Genomic DNA, 18,236 nt, shown 5'->3' on the forward strand with positions numbered 1-18,236 from the left:
CTAACCGACGGCCGCACCCGCCCCGACGCGGCCCGGCCAGGCGGCGGCCCGGCCACGCGGTACGGGCGTGGCCGGGCCGCCGGCACGGATCAGGAGGTGGTGGAGGCCGGCGCGGGGAGGGCGTCGAGCCGGCGGGACAGGGTGAGCAGGGAGTACCCGATCAGGGCGAGCACCACCCCGAGGCCCATCGCCAGGGCGGCGACCCCGAAGGAGACGACCGAGGTGAACAGGGAGGCGCGCAGGAACGAGCCGTTCATGACGGTCTGCCGGGTGGGGTCCTCCCGGCCGAGTTCGGCGTATGTCTTGCCGCCACTGGCCTCCAGCGAGTGCTTCTCGATGACCTCGGCCTCCGCGTACGCGGTCAGCGGGCCGTCGATCTTCTCGCCGGCGAACCAGTCCGCGTCGGCGGAGACGGTGATGCGTTCGTCGGCGAGTTGGCTCTGCACGGTGAACCAGGTGGCGGCCCCTCCGATCAGCATGATCAGGCCGGCGACGATGACCAGGACGGACAGCAGCCGGACGGTGGAGCCGACCGCTCGGGACTTCGCAGCGGTGTCGCTCATGGTGTCTCCTCTCCCGCGTCCCTGGGCAGGCGCCCCGGACGCGGACCTGTCTCCCGCGGAAGTGGGCCACAGTATCGGCAACTTACGGAAAATTCGCATCCGTGCACCGACGGCAGACGCGCCGCGCCCACCCGGCGGGAGTCGGCCGGGCGGGCGCGGGGTGCCGGTGTGGACGGACGCTCAGCCGCTGGCCGACGGCCCGCGGATCGCGTCGCGTACGCGGCCGATGACCGCCAGCGCCGGTTCGGCCGCGCGAGGTTGCCCTTCGCGGACGGGGCGCTCGGGTGCGGCCGCGTCGGGGCGGTGGCCTCCGCCATCCGTACGACGCCGGCCATCGTGCGGAGCCGGTCGGCGGGTACGCGCTGGCGCTGCAGCGGAACTCCTGGCGTTCCTCGGTGAGGCGCTCGTCGGTCGTGGTGTCGCCGCCTCCGCCCGGCAGCGTCCGGGCCAGCGGGTGGACGACCTTGTGTTCCGAGGACTGGTGATTTCGCCGATGCGCCGCCGCCGGCACCACCCAAGACTGATGCATGTCGATATGCCCCGTCCCGTAGGGAGTGCCCGACGTGTCATCACCAACCACCACCGTCCGTCCCCGTCCCGCCGCCCGCCTCGCCGGGCTGGCCGTGGCCGCCGTCCTGGCCGCGGTGGGCGCGCTCGCCGCGCCGCCGGCCGCCCAGGCCGCCGCCAACCCGTACGAGCGCGGTCCCGCCCCGACCGTCGCCCTGCTGGAGGCCAGCCGCGGCCCGTTCGCCACCGCGTCGCAGAGCGTCTCGTCGCTCAGCGTGTCCGGCTTCGGCGGCGGCGTCATCTACTACCCGACCAGCACCGCCGAGGGCACCTTCGGTGCCGTCGCCATCTCGCCCGGCTATACGGCGGCCTGGTCCAGCATCGACTGGCTCGGGCCGCGGATCGCCTCGCACGGGTTCGTGGTGATCGGCATCGAGACCAACACCCGCCTCGACCAGCCGGACAGCCGGGGCCGGCAGCTGCTCGCGGCGCTCGACTACCTGACGCAGCGCAGCTCTGTGCGGGGCCGGATCGACGCCAGTCGGCTCGCCGTGTCCGGCCACTCGATGGGTGGCGGCGGCAGCCTGGAGGCGGCGGTCGCCCGGCCGTCGTTGCAGGCCGCCGTGCCGCTGGCGCCGTGGAACCTGGACAAGACCTGGTCCGACGTCCGGGTGCCGACCCTGATCATCGGTGGGGAGAACGACAGCGTCGCGCCGGTCTCGTCGCACTCGGAGCCGTTCTACAACAGCATCCCGGCCTCGTCGGAGAAGGCGTACCTGGAGCTCAACGGGGCGAGCCACTTCTTCCCGCAGACGGTCAACACGCCCACCGCCCGCCAGGCGGTGGCCTGGTTGAAGCGGTTCGTCGACGACGACACCCGCTACGAGCAGTTCCTCTGCCCGGGCCCGAGCGGCTCGGCCATCCAGGAGTACCGCAACACCTGCCCGAGCGCCTGACGCCTGCCGGGGCGACCGCCAGCCGCGGTCGCCCCGCGACGCGTGGCTGCCCGGCCGGTGCAGAAACCGTCGGTCGCCGCCCGGTTCGGGGCGGCGACCGACGAGCGTGCGCGGCCAGGGCATCGAAGGTATTGACGGCCCACCTCAGAAACGTACACTCCCAGTGTAAATACTGGCGGCTGCCGGGGGGACGGGCGATGGAGCAAGGGCTCGCACTGCACCACATCGGGGTCCGCTTCGGCGGCCTCACCGCCCTCGACGACGTCTCGCTGCGGGTGCCGCCGGGTCGGGTGGTCGGCGTGATCGGACCCAACGGCGCCGGCAAGACCACCCTGTTCAACGTGGTCTGCGGCTTCGTCACGCCGGACGACGGGACCCTGACCCTCGACGGCCGGCCGCTGCGCCCGCGCCCGCACCGGCTGACCCGCCTCGGCGTCGCCCGCACGTTGCAGGGCACCGGGCTCTTCGCCGGGCTCACCGTGCTGGAGAACGTGATGACCGGGGCCACCCACACGGCCCGCGCCGGTTTCCTCGCCGCCCTGCTGGGCCTGCCCCGCAGCGACCGCGACGAGCGCCGGCTGCGCCGGCACGCCCTCGACGTCCTCGACACCCTGGGCATCGCCGGGCACGCCGACGCCGTGCCGGGCACGCTGCCCTTCGCCGTACGCCAGCGGGTCGCCCTGGCCCGCGCGCTGGCCGCGCGGCCCCGGCTGCTCCTGCTCGACGAACCCGCCGGGGGCCTGGGCGCCGACGACATCGCCGAGCTGGCGGAGCTGATCCGGGGGCTGCCCCGACGCGACGCCGATCCCTGCGCGGTGCTGCTGGTGGAGCACCACATGGACCTCGTGATGTCCGTCTGCGACGAGATCGTGGTGCTCGACTTCGGCCGGGTGATCGCCGCGGGCACCCCCGACGAGATACGCGACGACCCGGCGGTCGCCGACGCCTACCTCGGCGCCGCCGTCGACGAGGCCGCGGCATGAGCGGCGAGGCCCTACTCGAGGTACGCGGCCTGACGGCCGGCTACGGCGGCGCGCCGGTGCTGCACGGCATCGACCTCACCGTGCCGAAGGGCGCCATCGCGGCGGTCGTCGGCGCCAACGGGGCCGGCAAGACCACCCTGCTGCGCGCCCTCTCCGGCATGCTGCGCCCGGCCGCCGGCCGGGTCGTCCTGGCCGGGGAGGACCTGCGCGGCGTCGCGGTGGAGCAGCTCGTGCGCCGCGGCATGGCCCACGTGCCGGAGGGGCGCGGGGTGGTCGGCGAGCTGACGGTCGACGAGAACCTGCGCCTCGGCGGGCTGTGGCGGCGCGACCGGGCCGACGCCGCCCGCGCCCTCGACGAGGTCTACCAGCTCTTCGCGCCGCTGGCCCGACGGCGACGACATCACGGGCACCAGCTCTCCGGCGGCGAGCGGCAGATGCTCGCCCTCGGCCGGGCGCTGGTCGGCCGGCCCCGCCTGCTGCTGCTCGACGAGCCGTCGCTCGGCCTGGCGCCGCGGGTGGTCACCCAGACCATGGCCCTGCTGCGCCGGCTGCGCGACGACACCGGGCTGACCGTGCTGCTGGTCGAGCAGAACGTGCGCAGCGCCCTCTCGATCGCCGACGAGGGCGTGGTGATGTCCCTGGGCCGCGTCGTCACCACCGCACCGGCCGGCCGGCTGCGCGACGACGCCGACCTGCGGCACGCCTACCTCGGTTTCTGAACCCCTCGTCCCCGCAAGGGAGGACCGTTGGACCGCTTCGTCTTCCTCACCCTCGACGGACTGTCCAGGGGCGCGGTCCTCGCCGCGTTCGCCCTGGCGCTGGTGCTCATCTGGCGGGCGGCCCGGATCGTCAACTTCGCCCAGGGCGCGATGGCCGTCGCGACCGCGTACGTCGCCTACAGCGTCTCCGCCGCGACCGGCTCCTACTGGCTGGGGTTCCTGGCCGCGCTGGCCGCCGGGCTGCTGCTCGGCGCGGCGGTGGACGTGGTCGTCATGCGCTTCGTCGACCACGCGTCGCCGCTCAACCCGGTGATCGTCGCGCTCGGGCTGGTGCTGCTGATCCAGGCCGTCCTCGGCATGGTGTACGGCAGCGAGTTCCTGCCCGCCGGCACGCCCTTCTCCCGCAACCCGCTGACCGTGGGCGGCGTCGCCGTCCTGTCGCCGTACGACCTGTTCGTCTTCGCGGCGGTCGCGGTGGTGGTCGTGGGGCTCGCCTGGACCTTCACCCGTACGGCGGTGGGCCTGCGGATGCGCGCGGCGGCGTTCGCCCCCGAGGTGTCCCGCCTGCTCGGGGTGAACGTGGGCGGCATGCTCACCCTCGGCTGGGCGCTGGCCTCCGGGGTCGGCGCGCTGGCCGGCATGCTGGTCATCCCCACCGAGCTGGGCCTGCACCCGCACGCGATGGACCTGGTCTTCGTCTCGGCGTTCACCGCCGCCGTGGTGGGTGGGCTGGACAGCCCACCGGGGGCGGTGGTCGGCGGACTCGCGGTCGGCCTGCTGCTCTCCTACGTCAGCGGCTACGCCGGCAGCGACCTCACCCCGCTCGCGGTGCTGGTGCTGCTGCTGGCGGTGCTGCTGGTCCGGCCCGGCGGGCTGTTCGCCCCGGTCGCGGCGAGGCGGGTGTGAGCGCCACCCGGGCGGCGACCCCGCCGGGCACGCGGGCGCGGGTCGACGGCGCCGGTCCGGCCGGGGCCCGCCGCGGCTCGACCCTGCTGCGCCACCTCGGCCTCGCGGCCGTCGCCGCGCTGCTGCTGGTGGCCGCCAGCTACGGGCTGGAGCCGTTCCGCAACTTCCAGCTCGCCACCGTGGCGGCCTACCTGTGCGCCACCGCCGGGCTGACCGTCCTCACCGGGCTCAACGGGCAGCTCTCCCTGGGGCACGGCGCGCTGATGGCCACCGGCGCGTACGCCGTGGCCCTGTGCCAGAACGCGTTCGCCGACGCCGGGATGACCGGCGGCTGGCTGCTCCCGGTCTCGCTGGGCGCGGCCGTCCTGGCCGCCCTCGCGGTGGGCGCCGTGGTCGGGTTGGCCGCCGCCCGGTTGCGCGGGCCCTACCTGGCCGGGGTCACCCTGGCCGTCGCGGTCGTGGTGCCGGCGCTGGCCGTCACCTTCGACGGCGTGTTCAACGGCGAGCAGGGGCTGGCGGTGCCGGTCGAGCCCCCGCCGGCGGCCCTCGGCGTCTACTTCCCCTACGAGCGCTGGCAGCTCTGGGTCACCGCGGCGGCCACCCTGCTGGCCCTGCTGCTGCTGGCCAACCTCGTCCGCAGCCGGTACGGCCGCACCTTCCGGGCGGTGCGCGACGACGAGGTCGCCGCGCGCCTCGCCGGCATCCACGTCGCCCGCACCCAGGTGCTCGCCTTCGTGGTCAGCGCGGCCGGCGCCGGGCTCGGCGGCGCCCTGCTCGCGGTCCTGGCGCAGAGCGTGTCGCCCGGGGCGTTCTCGCTGACGCTGTCGCTGTTCCTGCTGATGGCGGTCGTCATCGGCGGGCTGGGCAGCCTCGCCGGCGCGGCGTGGGGCGCCGTCCTGCTGGTCGTCCTGCCCGACCTGACGCACACCCTCACCGAGCAGCTCACCCTGTCGCCGGCGCTCGCGCAGCGGGTCGAGGGCAACCTGCCGCTGGCGATCTTCGGGCTCACCCTCGTGGTCGTCATGATCGCCGCTCCGGGCGGCGTGCAGGGCCTGCTGTCCCGGCTGGCCCGGGCCGCCTCCGCGCGCCGGCCGGGCCGGCGGCGGCCCTGAGTCGTCCCGGCCCGCCGGGAGTCCGCACCCGTCCCGCCCACACCCACCCCACCACCAACCGGACCGAGGAAAGGTCGGTGTCTGACATGACACGAACGGCACGGCGCGGATTCGCGCTCGCCACCGCCATCACCCTGCTCGTCGCCTCCGCCGCCTGCAGCGGGGACGACGGTGGCGGCGGGGGCACGGTCCCCGGCGTCACGGACACCGAGATCGTGGTCGGCACGCACATGCCGCTCACCGGTCCCGCCTCCGCCGGCTACTCCAAGATCGCCCCGGCCACGAAGGCGTACTTCGACCACGTCAACGCCAACGGCGGCGTGCACGGCCGCAAGATCACGTACAAGATCATGGACGACGGCTACAACCCGGCGAACACGCAGCAGGTGGTCCGCCAGCTCGTCCTGCAGGACAAGGTCTTCGCGATCCTGAACGGTCTCGGCACCCCGACCCACACCGGCGTGCTCGACTTCCTCAAGAGCAACCGGGTGCCCGACCTCTTCGTCGCCTCCGGCAGCCGCAGCTGGGACCAGCCCGACCGTTATCCGGGTACGTTCGGCTTCAACCCCGACTACACCGTGGAGGGCAAGATCCTGGCCCACCACGTGAAGACCAGCCTGCCGGGGCGGAAGGTCTGCTTCCTCGGCCAGGACGACGACTTCGGCCGGGACAGTCTGGTCGGCGTGGAGAAGGTGCTCGGCGCCGGCGCCGTGGTGGCGAAGCAGACGTACGTCACCAGCAACACCAACGTGGCGCCCCAGATCGGCGCGTTCAAGGCGGCCGGCTGCCAGGTCGTCGTCCTCGCCACCGTGCCCGGGTTCACCGCCCTGGCCGTCGGCACCGCCGCCCGGCTCAAGTTCCAGCCGCAGTGGCTGGTCTCCAACGTCGGGGCCGACCACCCGACGCTGGCCAAGCAGCTCGGCGCCAACGCCGGGCTGCTGGAGGGCATGATCGGCGCCAACTACCTGCCGATGCAGAACGACGCCGCCGACCCGTGGATCCAGCTCTTCACCAAGGTGAACAAGGAGTACAACGGCGACGCGCCGTTCGACGGCAACACCGTCTACGGCATGGCGGTCGGCTACCTCTTCGTGCAGGTGCTCCTCGCCGCCGGCAAGGACCTCACCCGCGAGGCGGTCACCGAGGCCGTCGCCAAGGGCGGCTACCAGGGGCCGGGGCTGGCCCCGCTGCGCTACTCCGACACCGACCACTCCGGCTACGGCGGGCAGCGGCTGACCCGGGTGAGCGGCGGGACGCAGGCCTACTTCGGGCCCACGTACGAGACGGACGAGGGCGACGGGCCGGTACGCGAGCACACCGCCGCGCCGGTGGCGCCGCCGGCCAACGGGGTGCCGACGGCCTCCTGAACCGGTCGCACCGGGCGGTTCTGCCAGGCCCGCAGCGGTGAGCCCGGTGACCGTGGCGTGGCGCGTCGGCTTCCCGGCCCGCCACGCCCGGTCGGGGTCAGCTCATCCGCTCGATCACCATCGCCATGCCCTGGCCGCCGCCGACGCACATGGTCTCCAGCCCGATCTCCCGGTCGTGCCAGCGCAGTGAGTTGATCAGTGTGGTGGTGATCCGGGCGCCGGTCATGCCGAACGGGTGGCCCACCGCGATCGCGCCCCCGTTGACGTTGAGCCGGTCCCAGTCGACGCCCAGCTCCCGGGCGCTGGGCAGCACCTGCGCGGCGAACGCCTCGTTGATCTCGACGAGGTCGACGTCCCCGACGGACATGCCGGCGCGCCGCAGCGCCTGCCGGGACGCCTCCACCGGCCCGAGCCCCATGATCTCGGGGGAGAGGGCGCTCAGGCCGGTGGAGACGATCCGGGCCAGCGGGGCGACGCCCAGCTCCCGCGCCCGTACGTCGGACATCACGACGAGCGCGGCGGCGCCGTCGTTGAGCGGGCAGCAGTTGCCGGCGGTGACCGTGCCGTCGGGCCGGAACACCGGCGGCAGCGCCGCCACCGCCTCCAGGGTCACCCCGGCGCGCGGCCCGTCGTCGGCGGCCACCACCGCCCCGCCGGGCACCGTGACCGGGGTGATCTCGCGGGCCCAGAAGCCGTCGGCGATCGCCTTCTCGGCCAGCAGCTGCGACCGTACGGCGAACTCGTCCTGGCTCAGCCGGGACACCCCGCGCAGGTGGGCCACGTTCTCGGCGGTCTGCCCCATCGCGACGTAGACGTCCGGCAGCTCGCCGTCCTCGCGCGGGTCGTGCCAGCCCGACAGCTCGCCGGCCGCCCGGCCCGCCGTTCGCGCCAGGGCCGGCGCGAAGGCGGGGTTGGTGGTGCCGGGGTGCCCGTCGGCGCGGCCCCGGTCGTAGCGGGAGACGCACTCGACGCCGACGGAGAGGAAGGCGTGACCCTCGCCCGCGCGGATGGCGTGCAGGGCCATCCGGGTGGTCTGCAACGACGACGAGCAGTAGCGGTTGACGGTCGTGCCGGGCAGGTGGTCCAGCCCGAGCAGGGTGCCGACGACCCGGGCGAGGTTGTGGCCCTGCTCGCCCGCCGGCTGTCCGCAGCCGAGCATCAGGTCGTCGATCTCGCGCGGATCGAGCGCCGGCACCTGGTCGAGGGCGGCGCGCACGACGGTGGCGGCCAGGTCGTCGGCGCGCAGGTCGCGCAGGGAGCCCTTGTGCGCGCGCCCGATGGGCGACCGGGCGGCGGCGACGATGACGGCTTCGGGCATGACGGCGTCCTCTCCGGGGTCCAACTATCTGCATCGACAGTGCGGTTAGGAGTGGAGGCTGTCAATGGAATGTGACGCGTCCATCGACGTTCCGTCGTTGACGCCGGTCGGCTGCCCTCCTACTATCTGCATCGTGAATGCAGATTCGGGGCGGCTCGCTGGCCGGGTCGCCCTCGTCACGGGCGCCAGTCGCGGCATCGGCCTGGCCGTCGCCCGCAGGCTCGTGGCGGAGGGCGCCCGCGTGGGGTTGACCGCGCGACACCCGCAGGCCCTGGCCGAGGCGGTCGCGGCGCTCGGTGGGCCCGCCCGCGCCGTGGCCGTACCCGGCCGGGCCGACGATCCCGGGCACCGCCGGGCGGCGGTCGACGCCGTGGCCGAAACGTTCGGGCCGATCGACGTGCTGGTCAACAACGTCGGGATCAACCCGGCGTACGGGCCGCTGGTCGATCTGGACCTGACGGCGGCCCGCAAGATCCTCGACGTCAACCTGGTCGGCACGCTCGGCTGGGTGCAGCAGGTCGCCGCAGGGATGGGCGAGCGCGGCGGTTGCGTCGTCAACGTCTCCTCGATCGCCGGACGCGTCCCGTCGCCCGGCATCGCCTTCTACGGGGTGAGCAAGGCCGCCGTCGACCACCTCACCGCGTGCCTGGCCGTCGAGCTCGCCCCGAAGGTCCGCGTCAACGCGGTCGCGCCCGCCGTGGTGAAGACCCGCTTCGCGGCGGCGCTGCACGAGGGCCGGGAGGAGGAGGTCGCCGGGGCGTACCCGCTGGGGCGCCTCGGGCTGCCCCGCGACGTGGCCGGCGCGGTCGCGTTCCTCGCCTCCGACGACGCGGCGTGGATCACCGGGCAGACCCTCGTCCTCGACGGCGGGGTCAGCCTGGCCGGCCGGCCCGCCGGATGACCGCGCCGGGCCGGGGCCGGGCGGCCGGCGCGTCGCCCGTGGCTAGACTCGGCGCGGCGGTGCGGGCGACGTGACGGCGACGAGGAGGCGGGCGACGATGGGCGGTGCCGAGGCGCCGGTCCGGGTCGACGGCCGGACCGCCCGGGCCGAACGCACCCGGGCGGCGATCGTCGAGGCGCACCTGGCACTCATCTCCGAGGGCGACCTGAGGCCGACCGGCGAGCGCATCGCCGAGCGGGCCGGCATCTCGCTGCGGACGCTCTGGACCAACTTCAAGGACATGGAGACGCTCTTCGAGGCCAGTGGCGCGGAGCTGCTCCGGCAGCAGGACGCCGCCTACCGGCCGATCTCGCCGGCGCTGCCGCTGGCCCGGCGGGTCGACGCGTACTGCCGGCAGCGGGCCCGGCTGCTCCAGCTCATCGCGCCGTCGGCCCGTGCCGCCCAGATGCGCGAGCCGGTCTCGGGGCAGCTGCGTCGCAACCGCCTCAAGCACATCGAGCGGGTCCGCGAAGAGGTCGAGCACCTCTTCGCCGCCGAGCTGGAGCAGGCCGGGCCGCACCGGGCGCAGGTGGTCCACGCGCTGGTGGCCGCCAGCATGTGGCCCGCCTGGTCGATGCTGCGCGACGGGCTGGGGCTGGGCGTGGACCAGGCCCGCGCGGTGATGGCCCGCACGGTCGCCGCGCTGCTGGCCGACATCGGCGCGCACTGACGCGCGAGCGGGGTGGTCGGGCTTTCCATCCGGCTACCGATAGGTAACACTCGATGCATGGTTACTGCATCGTCAGTGCAATTAACCGTGTTGCGTGGCCGGACCGAGGAGCGCGCCGCCATCCGGCGGCTGCTGGGCGACCTGCCCACCGGCGGGGGAGCGCTGCTGCTCCAGGGCGAGCCGGGATCCGGCCGGAGCGCGCTCGTCGACTACGCGCACCGGCACGCCGAGGGCTGCGCCGTCCTGGCCGGCACGGGGCTCCCCGAGGAGGCCGACCTGCCGTACGCCGGACTGCAACGGCTGCTGGACCCGGTGCTCGACCGCGCCCCGGCGCTGCCGGAGCATCAGCGGCGGGTGCTGCTGCGGGCGGTGGCCGGCGCGGGCTGCCCCGCTCACCGCCGCCTGGCGCTCTCCCTGGCCGTGCTCGGCCTGCTGGCCGCCGCCGCGCGGGAGACCCCCCTGCTGTGCACGATGGACGACGTGGACCGGGGCGACCAGCCCACGGCGGAGGTGCTGGCGTTCGTCGCCCGCCGCCTGCACCGCTCGCGGGTGGCCGTCCTGCTCACCACCGCCGCGGACGTGCCGCTCGGCGGGATGGCCCGCCACCGGCTGCGCCCGCTCGACGACCGGGACAGCGTCGCCCTGCTCACCGACCGGCTGGGCGGCCGCCCACCCGCGCCACCCGTGGCCGCCGCGCTCGGTGCGGCGGCCGGCGGCAACCCGCAGGCCCTTCTCGACCTGGCCGGGGTGCTCACCCCCGGGCAGTGCCGTGGGGAGGAGCCCGTGCCCGAGACGCCCCCGCCCGACGGCAGGCTGGGCCGCGCCTACCGGGCCCGCCTGGACCGGCTGCCCGCCGACACCCGCCGCGTCCTGCTGCTCGCCGCGCTCGACGAGGACGGGGAGCCGACCACCCTGGTCCGGGCGGCCCGGGCCGCCGGGACGGCGGTCGAGGCGCTCGCCCCGGCCGAACTCGCGGGCCTGGTCCGCGTCGAGCCGCGACGGGTCACCTTTCCGCAGCCCCTCGTCCGCACCGTGGTCCGGGCCGCCGCGCCGCTGGCCGAGCGGCGCGCGGCGCACCTGCTGCTCGCCGGCGTGCTGGACGGGACGCGGCACCGGCTGCGCCGGGCGGGACACCTCGCCGCCGCGGCCCCGGGTCCCGACCCGGCCCTGGCCGCCGAGCTGGAACAGGCGGCGGCCGAGTACGCACGCGGGGGAGCGGCGGCCGCCGCGGCGCTGCACCGGGCCGCCGAACTCAGCGACGATCCGGTACGCGCCGCCGCCCGGCTGGTGGCCGCCGCCCGGTACGCCTGGTCGGCCGGTCGGGTGCACCGGGCCCGACTGCTGCTGGGCGAACTGCCCCCGGCCACGGAAGTCGCCGTCGCGGGCCGGGCCGAGGAGGCCGCCGTGGCGGGCCGGGCCGACCTGCTGCGCGGGGAACTGGAACTGCGCACCGGCCGACCCGGGCTCGCGCTCACCACGCTGCTGTCCGCCGCCGACACCCTGGCCGCCGCCGATCGCGCGTGCACCGGCACGGGGGGCGCGGACGGCGATCGCGCACTGGCCCTCGGGGCGTTGGTGCGGGCGGGCGAGGCCGTCTGCTTCGCCGGCGACCAGTACCGCTACGCCGAGGTCGCGCGGCGGGCGGAGCTGTTGCGCCGCCCCGACGACCCGCCCGCGACCGAGCTGCTGAGCGCCTACGTCGCCGGGACGGCGGCGACGCTGCGCGGCGACCACGAGCAGGCCGGCCCGGCTCTGCGCCGGGCGGTCGTCCTCGGTGGACAGCTGACCGGGGCGGCGTCGACCCCCGCAGCCCTGACCTGCGCGGCGGCGGCCGGGCTGCTGGTGGCCGTGGACGGCGCGGCGCACCGGCTCGCCGAGCGCGCCGTCGAGGTGGCCCGCGAGCGGGGCGAGGTGTCCGCACTGCCGCGCGCGCTGGAGCTGCGGGCGGCCGCGGAGTACTGGCTGGGCCGGCACGACGCCGCGACGGACAGCTCCCGGGAGGGGCTGCGCATCGCCCGGGACACCGGCCAGGAGAACTGGGCCGGCGTACACCTGGGGATGCTGGCGGTGCTGGCAGCCGTGCGGGCCGATCGCGACACCGCCCTGTGCCGGATCCGGGAGATCGGCGAGGACGCGGGCGCGCACAGCCGGCCGCGCGCCCTCGCGCAGTGGGCGCTGGCCGTGCTCGACCTGGTCGACAACAGGCCGGCCGCCGCCGCGGCGCGACTGGCCGGGCTGGCCTGTCCGGGTACGGGCCGGGGGCAGGTGCTGGTCCTGGTGATGGCCACCCCGTACCTCGTGGAGGCGGCCGCCGCCGTCGCGGACCGACCGGTCGCCGGCGCCGCCCTCGCCGTCTTCGACCGGTGGGCCAGCAGTACGGCGAGCCCGTCGCGCCGGGCCCTCTCCGCGCGCTGCCACGGGCTGCTCGCGCCCCGGGGCAGCGCCGAGGCGGAACGCGAGTTCCGCACCGCCCTGCGGCTGCACCCGACGGACGCCGACGCGTTCGAGCGGGCCCGCACCGAGCTGCTCCTCGGCCGGGAACTGCGCCGCAGCCGCCGACCGCGTGCGGCCCGTGAGCACCTGCACGCCGCGCGGGAGGCGTTCACGCTGCTCGGGGCGGCCAGCTGGGCGGAGCAGGCCACCACGGAGCTGCGGGCGGCGGGGGAGTCGGTCGGCCCCCCGGAGGAGTCGGCGGCCCGACTGTTGACCGGTCAGCAGCTCCGGATCGCGCAACTGGTCGCCGAGGGCGCCACCAACCGGGAGATCGCCGCCCGGATGTTCCTGTCCACCCGCACCGTCGACCACCACCTGCGCAACATCTTCCACCGCCTCAACATCCGCTCCCGCACCGAACTGGCCCGCGCCCTGTCCTGACCAGGGGCCCGCACGCGTCGATCATGCGGTTGCGGTGCCCACGCCGCGAAGTGGCGGTGACCGCCGACCACAGGTGCGTGATCGACGCGGGTCAGGGGGTGGGGAGGACGATCGTGCGGGCGCCCTCGCCCCGGGACATGCGGGCGAAGGCCTCGGGGGCGCCGTCGAGGGTGGTCCGGTCGGTGACCAGGTAGCCGAGGTCGAGGGTGCCGTCGAGCACGGCGCGGGCGAGGTCGGGCACGTCCCGGTCCGGGTCGGAGGAGCCGTAGACCGAGGAACGCAGCGTCCGGGCCGAGTGGAAGATGTCCAGCGCGCCCAGCCCGACGATGTCGTCCTTGGCGCCCATGCCGACGACGGTGACCTGGCCGCCCCGGCGGGTCACGCGCCAGGCATTGCGGATGGTGGCCGCGCGACCGACGCACTCCAGCGCGTGGTCGACGCCCCGCCCCCCGGTGCGCCCCCGGACCGCCCGGTTGAGCGACTCGTCGGCGAGCAGGAAGTCGGTGGCCCCGGCCGCGGTGGCCAGCGCCGCCTTGGTCGGGGAGACGTCGACGGCGAGCACCGGGTCGGCGCCGGCGGCCCGCGCGGCGGAGACCACCGACAGGCCCACCCCGCCGAGGCCGATCACGGCCACCGACTCGCCGGCGGCCACCTTCGCCGTACGGCGGACCGCGCCGACGCCGGTGAGTACGGCGCAGCCGAGCAGCGCCGCCGCCTCGAAGGGCAGCTCCGCCGGGACTCCGATGACGGCGTCCTGCGGCACCACCACCTCCTCGGCGAGGGCGCCGAGGCCGAGCGTGACGTGCAGGGGCTCGCCGGACGGCGTCCGCCCCCGGGGCGCCGAGGGCGCTCCGGTGCGCTCGCACAGCCACGGCTCGTCCCGCCGGCAGTACCAGCAGTCGCGGCAGGGCGGGGCCCAGTTCAGCACCACGTGCGCGCCCGGCGCGACCCGCGTGACCCCCTCGCCGACCTCGGCCACCACCCCCGCCGCCTCGTGCCCCAGCACCAGCGGGTACGGCGGCGCGAGCGTGCCGTCGACCATGGACAGGTCGGAGTGGCAGACGCCGGCCGCCCGGACGCTCACCCGTACGTCGTGCGGGCCCAGGGCGGGCAGCTCGATCTCCTCCACCCGCAGCGGGGCGCCGACGGCCCGTACGACCAGCGCCCTCATCGCTGGATGGCCTTGACCTGGAGGAACTCCTCGAGCCCGTGCCGGCCCAGCTCCCGGCCGAGGCCGGACTGCTTGTAGCCGCCGAACGGGGCGAGCGGGTTGAAGGGGGCGCCGTTGACGTCGACGGCGCCCGTACGCATCCGCCGGGCCACCCGCAGCGCCCGCTCCTCGTCGGCCGACCAGACCGCGCCGGCCAGCCCGTAGCGGGAGTTGTTGGCGATGGCCACCGCCTCGTCCTCGTCGTCGAACGGCATGACCGCGAGCACCGGGCCGAAGACCTCCTCCTGGGCCAGGGCGCTGTCGGGGTCGACGTCGGCGATCACCGTCGGGGCGACGAAGTAGCCCCGCTCGGGCAGCGGGGCGTCGGGCCCGCCGGCGACGAGTCGGCCCCCGTCGGCCAGTCCTCGGGCGACGTGCCCGAGGACCCGTTCCCGCTGCGCGGCGGAGACCAGCGGGCCGAGCCGGGTGGCCGGGTCGAACGGGTCGCCCAGCCGGTAGCCGGCCGCGGCCTTGGCGGCCAGGTCGAGGGCCTCGTCGTAGCGGTCGCGGTGCACCAGCAGGCGGGTCCAGGCGGTGCAGGTCTGCCCGGAGTTGAGGAAGGCGTTGCCGACCCCCACCTTCACGGCCGTGCCCAGGTCGGCGTCGTCGAGGACGAGGTTGGCCGACTTGCCGCCGAGTTCCAGGGCGACCCGGGCGATCCGGTCGGCGGCGAGGTGGGAGATCCGCCGGCCGGTGGCCGTCGAGCCGGTGAAGGAGACCATGTCGACGTCGGGGTGCGCGGCGATGGCCTCGCCGACGACGGGGCCGGTGCCGGTGACCAGGTTGACCACCCCGGGCGGGAAACCGGCCTCGTGGATCGCGTCGAAGAGCAGGTACGCCGTCAGCGGGGTCAGCTCGCTGGGCTTGAGCGCCACCGTGCAGCCGGCGGCCAGGGCGGGGGCCAGTTTCGCGACGACCTGGTGCAGCGGGTAGTTCCACGGGGTGATCGCCCCGACCACGCCGACCGGCTCCCGGACCACCAGGGAGTTGCCGACGGTCTCGTCGGCCGGGGGGCGGGCGGCCAGCTCGACGTAGCTGTGCAGGACGGTCAGCGGCAGACCGGCCTGGACCCGGGTGGCCACCTTCAGCGGGGTGCCCAGCTCCAGGGCGACGGTGCGGGCGATCTCGTCGGCCCGGGCGGAGAGCGCGGCGTGCAGCCGGTCCAGGCGGGCGGCCCGCTCGGCGGGCGCGGTGTCGGCCCAGCCGGGGAAGGCGGCCCGGGCCGCCGCGACGGCGCGGTCGACGTCGGCGGCGGTGCCGGCCGGGACGGCGGCGATGACCTCCTCGGTCGCCGGGTTCCGCACCGCGACGGTCTCCCCGGCGCCGGCGGCGACCCACTGTCCGTCGAGGTAGAAGTCGGTCCGTGCGAGATCCATCGTGCCCCTCATGTACGTCGGCCAAAACTAGCAGCGCAAGTTTTGACTTTAGTACGCGTCGCCGGCCGGCGGGAGGGGTGGCAGCGGCCCGATGTGCTCCTCGTAGGTGCGCGACAGCCCGTGGATCAGCGCGTCGAGGCCCAGCGCGAAGGCGCCCTCGTCCACCTGCTGCTGGTGCTCGGCCAGCCGGTGGGCCTGGGTCAGGTGCGGGTACTGCTCCGCGTACAGCCCCGGGTCCTCGACGAAGCCCCGGGCGAACGAGCCCAGCGCCGAGCCGGCCACGAAGTAGCGCATGAGTGCGCCGATGTGGGTCGCCCGGGCCGGCGGCCACCCGGCGGCGACCAGTCCGCCGTAGACGGCGTCGGCCATGGTCAGCGCCGCCGGTCGGCGCCCCGGGCCCCGGGCCAGGTACGGCACGATGTTCGGGTGCGCCGCCAGCGCGGCCCGGTAGGAGTGCCCCCACCGGCGCAGCGCCTCGCGCCAGTCGACGGTGCCGAAGAACGACACGTCCACCTGGCCGGTGACGCTGTCGGCCACCGCGTCGAGGATCTCGTCCTTCGTGGCGAAGTGGTTGTAGAGCGACGGCCCCCGTACCCCGAGTTCGGCGGCGAGGCGGCGGGTGGAGAAGCCCTCCAGCCCCTCGGCGTCGATCAGCGCGGCGGCGGTCTCGACGATCCGCTGCCGGCTGAGCAGCGCCTGCCGCGGCCGGGGCATCCGGTCCTCCTTCGCTCGGGTCGTCCCTCGCAGACTCTGCCACAACCGGGTCTGGACGGAATTAAACTTGCACCGCTAGTTTAAGGCTCATGGATCTGGAACTCTCCGCCGAGCAGGCGGCGGTCCGCCGGCTCGCCGCGGACTTCGTCGACCGCGAGGTGGTGCCGCACGCCGCCACCTGGGACCGCCGGGAGTCCGTCGACCCCGACATCGTCGGCAAGCTCGGCGAGCTGGGCTTCCTGGGTCTCACCATCGGCGAGGACGACGGCGGGTCCGGCGGCGACCACCTCTCCTACTGCCTGGTGCTGGAGGAGCTCGGCCGCGGCGACTCCGCCGTACGCGGCATCGTCTCGGTCTCCCTCGGCCTGGTCGCCAAGTCGATCGCCGCGCACGGGACCCCGGCCCAGCGGGAGCAGTGGCTGCCCCGGCTCTGCTCCGGCGCCGCCCTCGGCTGCTTCGCGCTGACCGAGCCGGACAGCGGCTCCGACGCCGCCGCGCTGACCACCCGGGCGGTGCGCGACGGCACCGACTGGCTGATCACCGGCGCGAAGATGTTCATCACCAACGGCACCACGGCCGACGTCGCGCTGGTCTTCGCCCGCACCGGCGGCCCCGGGCACCGGGGCATCAGCGCGTTCCTGGTGCCCACCGACGCGCCGGGCCTGGCCCGGCGGGAGATCCACGGCAAGCTGGGCCTGCGCGGGCAGGCCACCGGGGAGCTGCGCTTCGACGGCGTACGGGTGCCGGACTCGGCGCGCCTGGGCGAGGAGGGCGCCGGCTTCCGGCTCGCGCTGGCCACCCTGGCCAAGGGGCGGATGTCCGTGGCCGCCGGCTGCGTCGGCATCGCCCAGGGCTGCCTGGACGCGGCCGTCGGCTACGCCGGGCAGCGCACCCAGTTCGGCAAGCCCATCGCCGCCCACCAGCTCGTGCAGCAACTGCTCGCCGCCATCGCCGTCGACACCGACGCCGCGCGCCTGCTCGTGTGGCGGGTGGCCGACCTGATCGACCGGGGCGAGCCGTTCGCCACCGAGGCGTCGATGGCCAAGCTCTTCGCCAGCGAGGCCGCCGTGCGCGCGGCCAACAACGCGGTGCAGGTCTTCGGCGGCTACGGCTACATCGACGAGTACCCGGGCGGCAAGTACCTGCGCGACGCCCGCGTCGCCACCCTCTACGAGGGCACAAGCCAGATCCAGCAGCTGCTCATCGGCCGCGCGCTCACCGGCGTCAACGCCTTCTAGAAGCCAGGGAGAAACCGTGACCAGATTCGCCGACCGGGTCGCCGTCGTGACCGGCGCCGCGCAGGGCATCGGCGCGGCCACCGCGCACCGGCTGGCCGCCGAGGGCGCGGCGGTCGCCGTGGTCGACCTCGACGCGGCGCGCGCCCGGGCCGTCGCCGACGAGATCGCCGCCGCCGGTGGCCGGGCCGTCGGCATCGGCTGCGACGTGACCGACGCCGCGGCGGTCGCCGCCATGACCGACCAGGTCATCCAGGCGTACGGCGGGCTGCACGTGCTCGTCAACAACGCCGGGATCACCCGCGACAACCTGCTGTTCAAGATGCCGCTGCCCGAGTGGGAGGCGGTGCTGACCACCAACCTGACGAGTATGTTCCTGTGCTGCCAGGCGGCGCAGGAGCACATGGTGGCGGCCCGCTACGGCCGGATCGTCAATCTCAGCAGCCGCTCCGCGCTCGGCAACCGGGGCCAGGTCAACTACGCGGCGGCCAAGGCCGGTGTCCAGGGCCTCACCGCCACCCTCGCCGTCGAGCTGGGCCCGTTCAACGTCACCGTCAACGCGGTCGCCCCCGGCTACGTGGCCACCGCGATGACCGCCGCCACCGCCGAGCGGGTGGGCAGCAGCCCCGAGGCGCACCAGCGGGCGGTCGCCGAGCACACCCCGCTGCGCCGGGTCGCCCAGCCCGCCGAGATCGCCTCGGTGATCGCCTTCCTGGCCAGCGACGATGCCTCGTACGTCAGCGGCCAGACCCTGTACGTCAACGGCGGCGCGCGCTGAGGCGCGTA

The 18,236-nt window shown here is 75.4% G+C and carries 16 protein-coding genes; 11 read left to right on the forward strand and 5 right to left on the reverse strand.

The window, feature by feature from the left end:
* Positions 1-89 precede the first annotated feature (89 nt).
* A complete protein-coding gene (locus tag AC5L34_RS25995) occupies positions 90-563 on the reverse strand; it encodes an aromatic ring-opening dioxygenase LigA (protein WP_494827376.1) in 474 nt (157 codons plus the stop codon).
* Positions 564-1,126: 563 nt separating this feature from the next.
* Here AC5L34_RS25995 and AC5L34_RS26000 point away from each other — a divergent pair.
* From AC5L34_RS26000 to AC5L34_RS26025, 6 genes are all read left to right on the forward strand, one after another.
* Positions 1,127-2,026 (forward strand): alpha/beta hydrolase family protein, encoded by a 900-nt coding sequence (locus AC5L34_RS26000; RefSeq protein ID WP_441177735.1) that lies wholly within the window; start codon positions 1,127-1,129, stop codon positions 2,024-2,026.
* A 197-nt stretch (positions 2,027-2,223) separates the two neighbouring features.
* On the forward strand, positions 2,224-3,009 hold the full coding sequence (locus AC5L34_RS26005) for an ABC transporter ATP-binding protein (RefSeq protein WP_441177736.1): 786 nt from the start codon (positions 2,224-2,226) through the stop codon (positions 3,007-3,009).
* Complete coding sequence (locus AC5L34_RS26010) at positions 3,006-3,728, forward strand: ABC transporter ATP-binding protein (protein ID WP_441177737.1); 723 nt, start codon at positions 3,006-3,008, stop codon at positions 3,726-3,728. The genes AC5L34_RS26005 and AC5L34_RS26010 overlap by 4 nt, the downstream gene beginning before the upstream one ends.
* A 27-nt stretch (positions 3,729-3,755) precedes the next feature.
* A complete protein-coding gene (locus AC5L34_RS26015) occupies positions 3,756-4,634 on the forward strand; it encodes a branched-chain amino acid ABC transporter permease (RefSeq protein ID WP_494827379.1) in 879 nt (292 codons plus the stop codon).
* The gene (locus AC5L34_RS26020) at positions 4,631-5,746 is read left to right on the forward strand and encodes a branched-chain amino acid ABC transporter permease (RefSeq protein ID WP_441177739.1); all 1,116 of its coding nucleotides are present in this window, start codon (positions 4,631-4,633) and stop codon (positions 5,744-5,746) included. The genes AC5L34_RS26015 and AC5L34_RS26020 overlap by 4 nt, the downstream gene beginning before the upstream one ends.
* 86 nt (positions 5,747-5,832) lie before the next feature.
* Positions 5,833-7,113: an ABC transporter substrate-binding protein gene (locus AC5L34_RS26025; RefSeq protein WP_441177740.1), complete on the forward strand. Its 1,281-nt coding sequence runs from the start codon at positions 5,833-5,835 to the stop codon at positions 7,111-7,113.
* A gap of 97 nt (positions 7,114-7,210) precedes the next feature.
* Here AC5L34_RS26025 and AC5L34_RS26030 read toward each other — a convergent pair whose 3' ends face one another.
* Positions 7,211-8,431, reverse strand: coding sequence for an acetyl-CoA C-acetyltransferase (locus tag AC5L34_RS26030; protein WP_441177741.1), 1,221 nt, complete (start codon positions 8,429-8,431; stop codon positions 7,211-7,213).
* Between the two features lie 133 nt (positions 8,432-8,564).
* On the opposite strand from AC5L34_RS26030, the gene AC5L34_RS26035 reads away from it, so the two are divergent.
* From AC5L34_RS26035 to AC5L34_RS26045, 3 genes are all read left to right on the forward strand, one after another.
* Positions 8,565-9,332: an SDR family oxidoreductase gene (locus tag AC5L34_RS26035; protein ID WP_494827382.1), complete on the forward strand. Its 768-nt coding sequence runs from the start codon at positions 8,565-8,567 to the stop codon at positions 9,330-9,332.
* Positions 9,333-9,429: 97 nt separating this feature from the next.
* Positions 9,430-10,041: a TetR/AcrR family transcriptional regulator gene (locus tag AC5L34_RS26040; RefSeq protein ID WP_441177743.1), complete on the forward strand. Its 612-nt coding sequence runs from the start codon at positions 9,430-9,432 to the stop codon at positions 10,039-10,041.
* A gap of 87 nt (positions 10,042-10,128) precedes the next feature.
* Positions 10,129-12,915, forward strand: coding sequence for a helix-turn-helix transcriptional regulator (locus tag AC5L34_RS26045; protein ID WP_494827384.1), 2,787 nt, complete (start codon positions 10,129-10,131; stop codon positions 12,913-12,915).
* 91 nt (positions 12,916-13,006) lie between these two features.
* Here AC5L34_RS26045 and AC5L34_RS26050 read toward each other — a convergent pair whose 3' ends face one another.
* From AC5L34_RS26050 to AC5L34_RS26060, 3 genes are read right to left on the reverse strand one after another with little or no spacing between them, the layout of a single operon-like run.
* The gene (locus tag AC5L34_RS26050; RefSeq protein WP_494827385.1) at positions 13,007-14,086 is read right to left on the reverse strand and encodes an alcohol dehydrogenase catalytic domain-containing protein; all 1,080 of its coding nucleotides are present in this window, start codon (positions 14,084-14,086) and stop codon (positions 13,007-13,009) included.
* The gene (locus AC5L34_RS26055; RefSeq protein ID WP_494827386.1) at positions 14,083-15,501 is read right to left on the reverse strand and encodes an aldehyde dehydrogenase family protein; all 1,419 of its coding nucleotides are present in this window, start codon (positions 15,499-15,501) and stop codon (positions 14,083-14,085) included. Before AC5L34_RS26055 ends, AC5L34_RS26050 begins: the two co-directional genes overlap by 4 nt.
* Positions 15,502-15,549: 48 nt before the next feature.
* A complete protein-coding gene (locus AC5L34_RS26060) occupies positions 15,550-16,215 on the reverse strand; it encodes a TetR/AcrR family transcriptional regulator (RefSeq protein ID WP_088999802.1) in 666 nt (221 codons plus the stop codon).
* Positions 16,216-16,304: 89 nt separating this feature from the next.
* Here AC5L34_RS26060 and AC5L34_RS26065 point away from each other — a divergent pair, with 89 nt between their 5' ends.
* Together AC5L34_RS26065 and fabG are read left to right on the forward strand one after the other, a co-directional pair.
* Positions 16,305-17,453 carry an acyl-CoA dehydrogenase family protein gene (locus AC5L34_RS26065; protein WP_494827387.1) on the forward strand — a complete coding sequence of 383 codons (1,149 nt, stop codon included), beginning with the start codon at positions 16,305-16,307 and terminating at the stop codon, positions 17,451-17,453.
* A 16-nt stretch (positions 17,454-17,469) separates the two neighbouring features.
* A complete protein-coding gene (fabG, locus tag AC5L34_RS26070) occupies positions 17,470-18,228 on the forward strand; it encodes a 3-oxoacyl-ACP reductase FabG (RefSeq protein ID WP_363626479.1) in 759 nt (252 codons plus the stop codon).
* The last annotated feature ends 8 nt before the right edge of the window (positions 18,229-18,236 follow it).

The organism is Micromonospora sp. ZG13, assembly GCF_059359355.1.